General features: G+C 65.5%; 14 protein-coding genes and 1 other RNA gene. 2 read left to right on the top strand and 13 right to left on the bottom strand.

Annotation, left to right across the window (positions count from 1 at the left end):
- Positions 1-223: 223 nt before the first annotated feature.
- The 3 genes from RPPS3_RS22460 to ssrS all read right to left on the bottom strand — a co-directional run bounded on the left by RPPS3_RS22460 (position 224) and on the right by ssrS (position 1,890).
- Positions 224-1,051: a TIGR00282 family metallophosphoesterase gene (locus RPPS3_RS22460; RefSeq protein WP_013504318.1), complete on the bottom strand. Its 828-nt coding sequence runs from the start codon at positions 1,049-1,051 to the stop codon at positions 224-226.
- Position 1,052: 1 nt separating this feature from the next.
- On the bottom strand, positions 1,053-1,646 hold the full coding sequence (locus RPPS3_RS22465; RefSeq protein WP_107346025.1) for a 5-formyltetrahydrofolate cyclo-ligase: 594 nt from the start codon (positions 1,644-1,646) through the stop codon (positions 1,053-1,055).
- An 83-nt stretch (positions 1,647-1,729) separates the two neighbouring features.
- Positions 1,730-1,890, bottom strand: a non-coding RNA gene (gene ssrS, locus RPPS3_RS22470) — 6S RNA.
- Between the two features lie 164 nt (positions 1,891-2,054).
- Here ssrS and RPPS3_RS22475 point away from each other — a divergent pair.
- Complete coding sequence (locus RPPS3_RS22475; RefSeq protein ID WP_107346026.1) at positions 2,055-2,519, top strand: hypothetical protein; 465 nt, start codon at positions 2,055-2,057, stop codon at positions 2,517-2,519.
- 13 nt (positions 2,520-2,532) lie between these two features.
- Here RPPS3_RS22475 and RPPS3_RS22480 read toward each other — a convergent pair whose 3' ends face one another.
- The gene (locus RPPS3_RS22480; protein ID WP_107346027.1) at positions 2,533-2,712 is read right to left on the bottom strand and encodes a cadmium ABC transporter ATPase; all 180 of its coding nucleotides are present in this window, start codon (positions 2,710-2,712) and stop codon (positions 2,533-2,535) included.
- A gap of 81 nt (positions 2,713-2,793) precedes the next feature.
- Here RPPS3_RS22480 and RPPS3_RS22485 point away from each other — a divergent pair, with 81 nt between their 5' ends.
- Complete coding sequence (locus RPPS3_RS22485; protein WP_107346028.1) at positions 2,794-3,360, top strand: recombinase RecQ; 567 nt, start codon at positions 2,794-2,796, stop codon at positions 3,358-3,360.
- A gap of 85 nt (positions 3,361-3,445) precedes the next feature.
- Here the strand turns inward: RPPS3_RS22485 and RPPS3_RS22490 are convergent, their stop codons facing one another.
- The 9 genes from RPPS3_RS22490 to soxB all read right to left on the bottom strand — a co-directional run bounded on the left by RPPS3_RS22490 (position 3,446) and on the right by soxB (position 12,568).
- On the bottom strand, positions 3,446-3,835 hold the full coding sequence (locus RPPS3_RS22490) for a rhodanese-like domain-containing protein (RefSeq protein WP_107346029.1): 390 nt from the start codon (positions 3,833-3,835) through the stop codon (positions 3,446-3,448).
- 23 nt (positions 3,836-3,858) lie between these two features.
- On the bottom strand, positions 3,859-4,335 hold the full coding sequence (locus RPPS3_RS22495) for a methyltransferase family protein (RefSeq protein WP_107346030.1): 477 nt from the start codon (positions 4,333-4,335) through the stop codon (positions 3,859-3,861).
- A gap of 24 nt (positions 4,336-4,359) precedes the next feature.
- Complete coding sequence (locus tag RPPS3_RS22500) at positions 4,360-5,652, bottom strand: NAD(P)/FAD-dependent oxidoreductase (protein ID WP_107346031.1); 1,293 nt, start codon at positions 5,650-5,652, stop codon at positions 4,360-4,362.
- Between the two features lie 39 nt (positions 5,653-5,691).
- Positions 5,692-6,957 carry an NAD(P)/FAD-dependent oxidoreductase gene (locus tag RPPS3_RS22505; RefSeq protein ID WP_107346032.1) on the bottom strand — a complete coding sequence of 422 codons (1,266 nt, stop codon included), beginning with the start codon at positions 6,955-6,957 and terminating at the stop codon, positions 5,692-5,694.
- Between the two features lie 27 nt (positions 6,958-6,984).
- On the bottom strand, positions 6,985-7,404 hold the full coding sequence (locus RPPS3_RS22510; protein WP_107346738.1) for a c-type cytochrome: 420 nt from the start codon (positions 7,402-7,404) through the stop codon (positions 6,985-6,987).
- 39 nt (positions 7,405-7,443) lie between these two features.
- Positions 7,444-8,556 carry a YeeE/YedE family protein gene (locus tag RPPS3_RS22515; RefSeq protein WP_107346033.1) on the bottom strand — a complete coding sequence of 371 codons (1,113 nt, stop codon included), beginning with the start codon at positions 8,554-8,556 and terminating at the stop codon, positions 7,444-7,446.
- Between the two features lie 210 nt (positions 8,557-8,766).
- A complete protein-coding gene (locus RPPS3_RS22520) occupies positions 8,767-9,522 on the bottom strand; it encodes a c-type cytochrome (protein WP_107346034.1) in 756 nt (251 codons plus the stop codon).
- A complete protein-coding gene (gene soxC, locus RPPS3_RS22525; protein ID WP_107346035.1) occupies positions 9,506-10,801 on the bottom strand; it encodes a sulfite dehydrogenase in 1,296 nt (431 codons plus the stop codon). The genes RPPS3_RS22520 and soxC overlap by 17 nt, the downstream gene beginning before the upstream one ends.
- 69 nt (positions 10,802-10,870) lie before the next feature.
- Positions 10,871-12,568: a thiosulfohydrolase SoxB gene (soxB, locus tag RPPS3_RS22530; RefSeq protein WP_107346036.1), complete on the bottom strand. Its 1,698-nt coding sequence runs from the start codon at positions 12,566-12,568 to the stop codon at positions 10,871-10,873.
- Between the last annotated feature and the right edge of the window lie 134 nt (positions 12,569-12,702).

The raw sequence follows: 12,702 nt of genomic DNA on the forward strand, positions 1-12,702 counted from the left end.
TCTCGTTCGTCATTCCGGGGCGCCGCGCAGCGGCGAACCCGGAATCCATAATCACCGCGCTTGCGGTGAAGAACGGCGCCTGACGCGCGGTGCTTTACGGCGTGTCCCGCGGATTCCGGACTTGCGCGCGTCGCGCGCAATCCGGAATCACGATGGAGAGGTAGAGGAGAGATTCCGGGTTCGCTCACTTCGTGAGCGCCCCGGAATGACGGAAGAGAGGTTGTTAGTTCGCCGTCCAGAACGCCGGCTTGGCGGGCTCCAGCCTTCCGCCGATGCGGACCGGGGCGATCTTGATGGCGAGGCCGGTGGCGTTGTCGGTTTCGACCGCGACGCCGCTCAACGTGGCGTCGCCATTGGCCGGTTCGAACCGGCCCTGCGGAATGCCGGTGAGGAAGCGATGCACCGGCTCGTCCTTGTGCATGCCGATCACTGAATCATAGTCGCCGGTCATGCCGGCGTCGGTCATGTAGCCGGTGCCGTTCGGCAGGATCTGATGATCGGCGGTCGGGACATGCGTATGGGTGCCGACCACGAGACTGACCCGGCCGTCGCAGAAGTGGCCCATGCCCTGCTTTTCGCTCGACGCCTCGCCGTGGAAATCGACCACGATGGCATCGGCGGCGTCGCGCAGCGGGCAGGCTTCGAGTTCGCGCGCGATTGCAGCGAACGGATCGTTCAGCGGCTCCATGAACACGCGGCCCATCGCGTTGATCACCAGTACCCGCGCGCCGCTGCGGGTGTCGACCAGCGCGGCGCCGCGGCCCGGCGTGTGGCGCGGGAAGTTGATCGGGCGGACCAGACGCGGCGCGCGCTCGATGAACACCAGCGCCTCCTTCTGATTCCAGGCGTGGTTGCCGAGCGTCACGGCGTCGGCGCCGGCATCGATGAAGTCGTTGTAGATCGCCTCGGTGATACCAAAACCGCCGGCTGCATTCTCGCCATTGACGATGGTGCAATCGAGCTGCCAGTCGCGGATCAGGCCCGGCAGATGCTCGGCGATTGCGGTGCGGCCGGATTTTCCGACCACGTCGCCGATGAACAGAATGCGCAAACTATCGACTCCGGAAAGTGAGCAGGCCTTGCTCCGTTAGCACATAATCCAGCACCACGTCGTGGGCGGCGGCCGGAACGGTGGGGATTTGCTGCATTGCGAACGCCAAGCCGATCGCCACGACCGGCCCACGCGCGCGCAAATATTCCAGCGTGCAGTCATAGTGACCGGCGCCATAGCCGATGCGATGGCCGCTGGCGTCGAACGCCGCGAGCGGGACCAGCACGATGTCGGGCGTCACCTCCGGCGCATCCGGCGACGGCTCACGAATGCCGAGCGCGCTGCGCGGCAACGCATCGCCGTCGCGCCAAGCCCTGAACACCAGGGGCGTGCCCTGCCGTGTCACCACCGGCAGCGCCAGCCGGGCCCCGCGGGCGGCGAGCGCATGCATCAACGGAAACGGATTGAGTTCGCCGCGGATCGGCGCATAGCCGGCGACAATCGCTCCGTCCGGCAGCGGCATCGGCAGCCCGCGCGCGGCGATCGCCGCGGCTGCGGCGCTGCGCTCGTCCTCGCTCAATGCCGACCGGCGCGCCAAAGCGGCGGCGCGCAGCGCGGTCTTGGCATCGCTGGGAGCGGCGGAAAGATCGGACATCGGCGGGTTATAGGCGGCCGCGGCGCAGGGATGAAGCTCGGGCGACCGTCAGTCCGGCTTGCCGCCGGACAAGATGGTTAAAGTGCGAGGCCGCGGTGACCGTTGAAGCACTCGATCCCGGAGTTCCCTACGAAAGTAGGTGGGCACCATATGACCGGGTCCACGGACCCGGCCAGGGACAGTTCCCGAAAGGATCGATAAGGCCCCGGGGATATATGGCTCCTGACGCGTCCCACAGCTTCGCCCTGCCAATGTAGCGATCATACCGGCGGTTCGCCAGCCCGCTCCGGGGAATTCGCGGCAACGATGAACCACCTGACGTGGACAACCGTTTCGGCTATCAAGAGCTGTCCCACGATCGCCACGAAGCTCGGCGACTCAAAGCGAGGACGCTCAACCCGGATCGCCATGGCCTCGAAGTCCAGCACCACCATCGCCCGCAGAGCCCGCACCCGGGCCGAAGCCGATTTTGCGACCTGGCTGATGATGGCCAAGCTCGGCAGCTTCGACACCCTGCCCGACAATGCCCAGAAGGTGCTGAACGGCTATCGCGAGCGGCTCGACCGGATGAGCGAGATCGAGTCCAAGACGATCGCTGTGCGCGAGACCTATCAGGCTTATTACAGCGACATGGGCGGCACCGGCGAAGCCCCGGAGCCCGAGCCGCGCTCGCCTCCGCCGGCCGACCGCGGCGAGGCGGTGGTCGACAACGTCGTCCGCTTCAAGAAGCCGCAGAAGCCGAAGGTGACGCGGATGGCCGATCGCGGCGCTCGTCCCGCACCATCCGGCGGCGCCCGTCGCCCGATCCCCGCGCTGCTGATCTTCGCCGCCCTGTGCGCGATTGTGGTGGCGTGGAAGTTTCTGACCAAGTAGCGCAGCCGGCAGCTCATCGCCGACGTCCCAGCTCTCGATACTTGCCCAACCGCACCACGCGCGGACCGCGGCGGAAGATGCCGCCGAGCCGGCCGAGCAGCCGAACGCTGATCACTGCCGCGTAGGAAAACACCGCCGCGAGGAACAGCACGCGCACCGCGATCTGGAACCAATTCAGGTCCTCACCCGTCATCTGCCGACACCTTCGCAAAGAAGGTCAAGGACAGGTGGACTGAAACGTTCCTCAGCCGAGCCAAGCGCGGGAGACAGCAGCGTGAACGAGAGCGTGAACGACGACGGGCGCGATCAGGCGCCGAACCAGGACAAGGCCGCGGCGAGGCCGCGCAAATCCGCCGAGAAGCGGCTGCCGCTGGTCGACAATCTGATCGACATGGTGGTGGACGGCGCGGTGGAGATCACCAAGGTCGCCGCCAAGCGTGCGGTGCGGCGGCTGGTCAGCGGTCCGGTCAAGGCCACGGTGACGAAGGCCGCGGCGCGCGCCGGCCTCGCCGAATTCACCAAGCCCTTGGCCAAGCCCTCGCCGAACAAGAACAAGACCGCCGCGAAGGCGGGAGCAAGATCGGGCGCGAAGAAGGCAACCAAGACCGCGACGAAGTCGGCCGCCAGCAAGTCTGGAGCTTCCAAGGCCAAGACGCCCAAAGCCCGCACGTCGAAGGCCAAAACGACGACGTCAAAAGCCCCGACGTCAAAGACTTCCCCATCAAAGACCGCGTCATCAAAGACTGCGAAGGCGTCGAGCGCGAAGTCCAAGACGACGAAGTCTGCGGCTTCCAAAGCAAAGACGAAGTCCGCGAAGACGGCAAAGACGAAAAAGCGGTGAGAGGCGAGAACGTCAGTTCGACGTCGTAGTGAGCGAAGCGAAGCAATCCAGCGTCTCGCGCCGCTGGATTGCTTGGTCGCGGAGATTACATGCCGCGTTCGATCGGCTGTTCGACGGCACCACCGGCTTCGGCCCAGTCTTTGAAGGCGCCGAGGTTGAACACCTTTTCGTAGCCGAGATCCTTCAGCACCTTGCCAGCCAGCGCCGAGCGGCCGCCGGAGGCACAGTACACGATCACCGGGCGATCCTTGGCGAGGTGCTTATCGTGGAACGGCGAATCCGGATCGGCGCGGAATTCCAGCATGCCGCGCGAGATGTTGACGGCACCGGCGACCTTGCCTGTGTTGCCGACTTCCGGCGCATCGCGGACGTCGATCACCAGCGCGCCCTGCTCGATCAGATGGCGTGCGTCGTCGACGCTCACCCGCGGCACCGCGGCGTTGGCGGCTTCCATCATCTGCTTCAACGTGGTCATGGCAGTCTCCTGTGGGACATGGCTCAGCGGATCAGCCAGCGCGGCGTCGCCGCCGCGTAGTCGATCCAGGCATTGCCGAAACGAATCGCGAGATGGCGCTCCTCGCGGCGAATTGCCAGCCGGTCGACCAGCACCGCCATCAACAAAGCGAGCGGCACGAACCAGCCGTTGCCGGCGGCGAGCCCGATGCCGATCAACAGCAGCGTGTTGGCGAGATAGATCGGGTTGCGGCTGAAGCGGAACGGGCCCCAGGTCACCAACCGGTCGGCGGCCCGGTGCGGCAGGATGTTGGTGCGGGCAGCCCGCATCGTCAGGATCGCCCAGCCGTCGATGGCAAAGCCGAGCCCGGCGACAAGATAGCCGGCCCACACCACGATGTCGCTGCGCGGCAAGGGCAGCGGCAGCACCATGCCGAGCCCGATGGCGATCACGGCCGCGATCGCCAGCAGCATCGGCGGCCACGGCAGTTTGTTCGGGCGGGAGCCCTCGGAACCAGTCATTGCAACTCGTCGGCGTACATTCGATCAACCGAATATATCGGTGGTCATGCCGATATACCAGCCGGCCGCTTCACGCGCCTGCTTGGCGCGGAGCTGCGGGCTCTCGTCGAGCTGCGAGGTATAAGGGTCGGACATCACGATCTTGCCGTCCTGCGGCGTGTAGCGCGCGCCGTTCTTGATCGCATCGTCGGGCGCGATGTCGCTCCAGCAATGGTTGGTGAAGCGCACCGGCATCCGGCGGTCGCCGATCAGATCGGCGCGGATGATCATCGCGGCGGTCTTGCCCTCGTTGTTGGCGGCGAAGCCGGACTTAGGAAACTCGCCGCCGGTCGCGGAATCGCCGATCACATGGATCGACGGATCGATCAGCGACGCCATCGTGCCGGCATCCACCGGGCAGAATCCGCTGGCGTCGGCGAGCCCGGCGTCGCGGCCGAGCTTGCCGGCGATCTGCGGCGGGATGACATTGACCAGCGCCGCCTTGTGGGTCTCGAAATCGGTGGTCACGGTCATCGCCTTCGGATCGACCGCCTTGATGCCGCCGTGGATGGTCGGGTCCTGCCACTCGATCATGCCGGAGTAGTGCCGCTCCCAGCCATCGATGAACAAGGTCTGCATCGCGAAGTGATCCTTGGCGTCGAGGATCACGATGCGGGCGTTCTTGACACCGCGGCTCTTCAGCGCGTGCGCCATCATCGAGGCACGTTCGTACGGCGCCGGCGGACAGCGATACGGATTGGGCGGCGCGATGATCACGATCAGCGCGCCATCGCCGAGCGCATCGAGCTGGCTCTTCAGCAATTGAAACTGCGCGCCGCCGCGATAGCCATGCGGCATCCGCTCGGCAGCGGCTTCGGAATAGCCGGGGACCGCATCCCAGCGGAAGTTGATGCCCGGCGACAGCACCAGCCGGTCGTAGCCGAGCCGCGCGCCACTGGCGGTGCGTACTTCCTTGTTGTCGCGATCGATCGCCGAGACCTGGTCGAACACCAAGCCGACGCCATGCGCGGCGACGCCTTCGTAGCCGAACGAAAGGGTGTCGAACGACTTCAACCCGCCGAGATAGAGGTTCGATGTGAACGGCGTCACGTAGCGGCGATTGGCTTCGATCAGCGTGACGTCGATCGCATCATTGCCGTGACGCAGATATTTCGCCGCCGTCGCGCCGCCCGCACCGCCGCCGACCACGACCACGCGCGGCTTGGCTTTGGCAATCACCGGACAGGCGAACATCGCCGTTGCCGCCGCGGCGGCGCGGATCACGCCACGGCGGCTGATCAGGTTCGGCTTGGACACGTCGTAGCTCCGCAAATTCAGGCGCGGGCCGACGCGCCAAAGCGCCGGCCCGCAGTGACGTCAGGAGAAGATGTCGGCGGTGATGCCGGCATACCATCCCATGTTCTCTTCCGAGGTCTGCAGCCGAATGCCGGCATCCTCCCCGGTCTTCGACACGAACCCTTCGATCTCGGCGATCTTGCCTTCCTTCGGCTCGTAGCGACCGCCGATCTTCACCGTATCGTCCTGCGCCAGCACCGACCAGCAGGTGTTGGCATAACGCGCCGGGAAGGTGCGCGATCCTGTCAACTCGCCGCGCACCGCATTGGCGACCACCTTGGCCTGGCTGTTGGCCGAGAACGCCGATTTCGGCATCGCACCGGCGATCGACGCGTCGCCCAGCACATAGATGTTGGGATCGATCGCCGACTTCATGTTGGTGGCGTCGATCGGGCAGTAGCCGGTTTCGTTGACGAGATTGGCCTCGCGCGCAATCTTGCCGGCCATCTGCGCCGGAATGACGTTGACCATGTCGGCTTTGATGGTTTCGAAATCGGTCGTCACCGTCATCGCGGCCGGATCGACGCCCTTGATGCCGCCGTGCATCTTCGGGTCCATCCACTCGACCATGCCCGGATAGTGCTTCTGCCAGCCTTCCTGGAACAGCGCCATCTTGGAGAATTTGTCCTTCGGATCGAGCACGATGATCTTGGACTTGGTGTGGCCCTTGGCCTTCAGCACTTTGGCCATCACCGAGACGCGCTCATATGGACCCGGCGGGCAGCGATACGGATTCGGCGGCGCCACCATCACGATGGTCGCGCCATCCTGCAGCGCGTCGAGCTGCTTCTTGACCAGCTTGGTCTGCGCGCCGGGCTTCCAGCCGTGCGGCATGATCTCGGCGGCGGCTTCCGAATAGCCGGGCACCGAGTCGAATTTGATATCGATGCCGGGCGCCATCACCAGCCGGTCGTACGGCACGGCAGAGCCGTCGGCGAGCCTAACCTCCTTCTTGTCGCGGTCGATCGCTGCGGCGAACTGCCGGACATGCTTCACGCCGTAGCTGCCGAGCTTATAGCCGTGGCTGATCGACTCGAACGAACGCATGTCGCCGAGATAGAGGTTTGAGTGGAAGCAGGTGACGAAAGTCTCCAGCGGCTCGATCATCGTGACCTCGACCGCGCCCTGCGAGTCCCGCGCCACATATTTCGCCACGGTGGCGCCGCCCGGCCCGCCGCCGATCACCACCACGCGCGGCTTGGCCTGTGCACGCAGCACGCCGGGCATTCCGACCGCACCCGCTGTCGCCAATAAGCCAGCCGAAAACTGGCGCCGATTGATCCTCATCTCGTCCCCTCCAATTATGTTGATCGACTACCGGATGTCTCCACTCCGGTCCGCGGTGCGCTCGATTTGTTGTTTTTCGATGCTGCCGAAGTAGCTCGCGAGCGCCGCGATCTCTTCGTCGTTGAACTTGGCGGCGATCGCCCGCATCACCGGATTGTCGCGGACCTTGTCGCGATATTCGGTGAGCGCGGCGATCAGCTCGGGCTCGTCGCGGCCGACGATCGACGGGATGCCGTCGAACCGGCCGCTGATCTGATGGCAGGTGACGCATTCGCTCGACAGATATTCGCCGAGCTCGCGGTCGCCGCCGGCCAGCGCCGGCCCCGCAAGCACGCAGACGAGCAGCATCGCCGCGGCGCTGAGCCGCGCCCGCAACGCGACGCGCATCTGCAGCGCCGGCGAGCGGGCGCAATCCGAACAATCGAAATATCGGCCGAGCACGGCCATCGTCATCCTCCCGAGACAAAGTCGTAGTGGCGTGCCGGCTTAGTTGCCGGTCTGTTTCGCCGAAAGAGCCGGCTCGATCGCCGGGGCCGCGTCCGCTTTGGCCGCCGCTTTCGCATCGAGCAGCGTATGCGTCGCCAGCGCGCCGAGCCACATCGAAGCCAGCGCCAGCCACGCGGTCACCGCAAAAATCGAACCGCCGGTGACACCGGCGCCGACCGCGCAGCCGCCGGCCAGCATGCCGCCGAATCCCATCAGGAAGGCCCCAGCCGCGTAGCGACCCATGCTGAGCCCGTCGTGGAAGCCCTGCAGCTTCCAGTCGCGCCCAATCAAGGCGGCGAGCAGCGAGCCTGCGAACACGCCCGGCACCAGCCCGATGTCGAAGCCGAGCGGCACCGAGGGCGAGTTGATCAGCCCCATCAGCGTATCGGCCGAGGGCCCCGTGAAGCTGACGCTTTTGATCTGGGTCGGCGCGAACGAATGCTGCGCCAGAATGTAGGTGACCAGCCAGCCGCCGGTGACCGCGAGGCCGACGCCGATCGCGGCGATGCCGGTGATGATGCCGATCCGGTTGCGCCAGCCGAGCCACAGCGCCCAAACCAAGACGGCAAAGCCGAAGGCGGCGCCGATCACCGGACCGGCATGGACCACAGTGAGCAGGTTGCGCGACGCGCCGCCCGGCAGCGTCCACAACGACGTGAGGAACTCGCGCACCGGCGACAGCACGCCGCGCAGCGACGCCTGCGCCACGATGGTGAGAATCAGACCAGTGACCAGCGCGCGCAAGTTCCCGGTGCCGGACAGCACCAACAGCCGGCTGGCGCAGCCGCGCGACAGGATCATGCCGGCGCCGAACATCAGCCCGCCGATGATCGCGCCCGACAGGCTGCCGGTGGCAGCGAGCTGCCGCGCTTCGGATACATCGAGCACGCCGGAGGTGATTGCGACTTGCGTCGCGGCAACCGCGGCCGAGAACGTCAGCAGCCACACCGCGAGCTTGGGACCGAACGAGCTTTCGGAAAACTCGATCACCGCCGAGCGCAGGCAGAATTTGCTGCGTTCGGCGGTCGCGCCGAACACCAGCCCCACCAGCAGACCGCCCGCGGTCAGCAGCGTGGTTTCGCCGAAGCGTTCGATGAGAAGGTCGAGATCCAAAAGAAGCGTTCCTCGTCTTTGCGGCACGCTCGACTGCAACCCGTCGTCGGTCGTCTTCGGTCTTCCAAACAGCGGCCGCGGAACAACAGATTGTCCTCCGCACGCGCCGATCGACATTGATCTGGCGCAACCGAACTAATCAACCAGCCGAACGCTGGTGCAATTACTTGGCGCGCGCCGCGCTGGAACCGCGGCGTACGCCATCACGTATCAGTCCACTTTCGGCCCGGCTTTTTCGTCGGGCGTGACGTCGACTGCGATCGCGCGGCCGATCACCTTCGGGGCAGGCCCACAATCCTTCATGCACGGATTCTTGTTCCAGAACGCCTTCTCGGCCGTATCGCGATCGTCTTCGTAGAAACCATCCGCGTTGGGCATCTTCACCTTGGCGAGATTGGTCTGGTTCAGCTCGAAGTCCTGATCCTTGATGACGTCGTTCATGTTGAGGATGTACGCCGTCAGCGCGTAGATCTCGTCGTTGCTCAGCGAGCGCGCGTTTCCAAACGGCATCGCGTGGCGGACGTAGTCGTACACCGTGGTGGCGTCCGGCCAGTACGAGCCGATGGTCTTATCGGGACGATCCGCCTTCAGTGTGCCGTGGCCGCCGGACAGCACCGGATAGCGGCCGACGCCTTCGCCGAATTCGCCGTGGCAGGTCGAGCACTTCTCCTGAAACAGCGCATCGCCTTCCTTGGCGGTGCCGCGGCCCGGCGGCAGCCCCTGACCATCAGGACGGACATCGATGTCCCAGGCCGCGATCTCTTCCGGCAGCGCCGGACGGCCCAGACCGAGCTTCACCGGTGCGGGCGGCGCAGCCGGCACGGCGGCCTGCGCCGATGCTTTGGCTTCCTTCACCGCGTCCTTGGCCTTGTGACCCGGCTTGGGTTCGGCGCCGGCCTGCGCCAGCGGCAGCGCCATCGCGGCAACGACGGCGAACCCAGCGAGAGCCTTAAGCGATTTCGACATTTTCGGTCACTCCGTCGGGATGCACGAGCCAGGTCTGGATGCCGTTGTTGTGGTACACGGAGTTGACGCCACGGACCTTGCGCAGCTCCGCCTTGGTCGGCTGCACATAGCCGGTCTCGTCGATCGCGCGCGATTGCAGCATCAGCTCTTCGCCGTTCCAGTCGAAGTCGACATAGAACCGCACGATCGATTTGTTCAGCACCGGGCCGTCGATCCGCGCTTCGTACCAGTTGCGTCCGCCATCCATCGAGACGTCGACGCGCTTGACGGTGCCGCGGCCCGACCAGGCGATGCCGGTCAGCACGTTGCGCCCCTTGAATTTGAGCGGCATCTGCGGCGACGGGCTGGTGATCACGCTCTTGGCGTCCATCACGAAGGTATGCTTGCGCGCACGGCCGTCCGGCATCAGGTCGGTGTACTTCGATGTCTCTTCGCGGGTCTGCCACGGCATGTCGCCGACTTCGATCCGGCGCAGCCACTTCACCCACAGATTGCCCTGCCAGCCGGGGATCACCGCGCGCAGCGGATAGCCGTTTTCCGGACGCAGCGCTTCGCCGTTCATCGCATAGGCGATCATCACGTCGTCGAGCGCCTTCTCCAGCGGCAGCGACCGATCCATTCCGGCGGAGTCGGCGCCTTCGAGCAGCAGCCATTTGGCGTTCGACTTCACGCCGGCCTGATCGAGCAGCGTCTTCAGCGTGACGCCGGTGTACATCACGTTGTGGATCATGCCGTGGGTGAACTGGCAGCCGTTGAGCTGCGCGCCGCGCCACTCCATGCCGGAGTTCGCCGCACACTCCAGGAAGTAGATCTTGTTGACGCGCGGCATCCGCTTGATGTCGTCCATGGTGAACACCAGCGGGGTGTCGACCAGGCCGTGAATCATCAGACGGTGCTGCGCCGGATCGATCTCGGCGACGCCGCCGTGATGCCGTTCGAAGCACAGGCCTGACGGCGTGATGATGCCGTCGAGCGCATGCAGCGGTGTGAAGTTGACCGAGGACTCCGGCGACGCGGTGAGCCACGACACGTCGCGGCGGATCACGTCCTTCTCGAATTTCGACGGTACGCCGTAGGGACGCTTGTCGACGCCGTCGCCGAGATAGCGATTCCAATCCTGGATTTCGGTGATCGCGGGATCGGGCTTGGCTACCTCACCGGCTTTGGCCGCAAGCGACGGCAGCATCGACCCAGCACCGGCGAGACCGGCCGCACCAAGCCCCGCCGCGCCGAGAAATCGGCGGCGGTTGAGGACGTCGGATGTGGGCTTTTCACTCATGCCGCTAGCCTCTTTCTCATTGCGATACGTGAATGTATGGAACGCACCGGTCCGCACTTCCGGCGCGGATCAGGCGCCGGAGACTTTGACCGCGCTGTTGGGTTCGATCTTTACCGGGCCGGCGCTGGCGACGTGCTTCTCCAGCACCTCCCAGATCGGCGGACCTTCGGTGCCCTGGTTGACGCTGGCCCAGCCGGACACCGTGTACTTCTTCGACGCCTCGATCGGCTTGCCGGTCGCCAGATGCGTCATGTTGGAGATGCGCGAGCCCATCTCCTTGGAGACGTCGATCGCGTAGCCCATGCCGCCGGTGCGCACCATGTCGCCACCGCCCTGATAGTACGGGTCAGGATGGAAGATGTTGTCGGCGATGTCTTCGAGCACGTTCTTGAGTTGCTCGCCGGTCATCTCGGTGCGGTAGCAGTTCGGATAGGTAATCGCGGTGGCGTTGGTGATCGCCTCCCAGGTGATGCTCTGTTCCGGAAGCAGCGTGCCGCCCCAGCGGAAGCCGGGCGACAGCGCGATCTCGGTGTCGCGCTGCTTCAGCATCGCGTCGCAGATCAGATCGTCGAAGGTGCCGTTGAAATTGCCGCGGCGATACAACAGCGAGTCGGTCTTGCCGACGACGCGGGCGAGATCCTTGGCGTAAGGCTCGCGCAACTTCTCGACCAGCTTGGCCATCTCCGGGTCCGGCGCGATCGCGTCGGCAAACACCGGCATCAGCTTGAAGCGGATGTCCGCGACCTTGCCGCCGTCGACCTTGATGTCCAGCCGCGACACGAACTTGCCGTGCGAGCCCGACGCCACCAGCACGGTGTCGCCGACCTTGATCACGCCGGGCATCGCGTCGTGGGTGTGGCCGGTGAGGATGACGTCGAGGCCCTTCACCCGGCCGGCAAGCTTGCGGTCGACATCGAAGCCGTTGTGCGACAGCAGCACCACGACCGCGGCGCCTTCGGCGCGCGCATCGTCGACCTGCTTCTGCATGTCCTCCTCGCGGATGCCGAACTCCCAGTTCGGAAACATCCAGCGCGGATTGGCGACGGCGGTGCGCGGCAACGCCTGGCCGATCACCGCGATCTTGACGCCGCCGCGCTCGAACATCTTGCGCGCCTCGAACACCGGCTCCTGCCATTCGATGTCGCGGACGTTCTGCGCCAGGAAAGCGAACGGCGCCTTCTCGGCGATTTCCTTGACGCGGTCGGCGCCGTAGGTGAATTCCCAATGGCCGGTCATCGCATCGACCTTGAGGCCGGCGAGCGCGTCGATCATGTCCTGGCCGTTGCTCTTCAGCGAGCTCCAGCTGCCCTGCAGCGCATCGCCGCCGTCGAGCAGCAACACCTTGTCGGCGCCGCGCTCGGCGCGGATCGCCTTGACCAGCGTGGCGATGCGGTCGAAGCCGCCCATCTTGCCGTAGTTGCGGGCAAGCGCGGTGAAGTCGTCCGCGGTCAGCGCGAACGCATCCGGCGACCCGGTGGCGATATGGAAGTACTTGCGGAATTCCTCGTCGGTGAGATGCGGCGGCTTGCCCTTGACCTCGCCGACGCCGAGATTGACCGAGGGCTCACGGAAATGCAGCGGCACGAGCTGAGCGTGCGTGTCGGTGATGTGCAGCAGCGTCACCGTGCCGAGCGGATCGAATTTGAAGATGTCGCCCTGGGTCAGCCGCTGCTGAGCCGCCACCCGTCCGATCGGCCCAAGGCCGCCGGCGATTGTCAGTGCCGATACGGCGGCCGTCGCCTGCAGGAATTCCCGCCTCGAGATCATCGTTTCATCCCTTGCTTCGCGCCGTGTTCGGCACCGCCACCGTGACAGGCGGCCGCTGATTCAGCCGCAGATCCTCGTTCCGAGAGCCGATCCGGCTCCCGGTGGTCTGCGACGGATAGTTAGGTCGTGACGTT

This window comes from Rhodopseudomonas palustris, from assembly GCF_003031265.1.
GTDB classification, from domain to species: domain Bacteria; phylum Pseudomonadota; class Alphaproteobacteria; order Rhizobiales; family Xanthobacteraceae; genus Rhodopseudomonas; species Rhodopseudomonas palustris_H.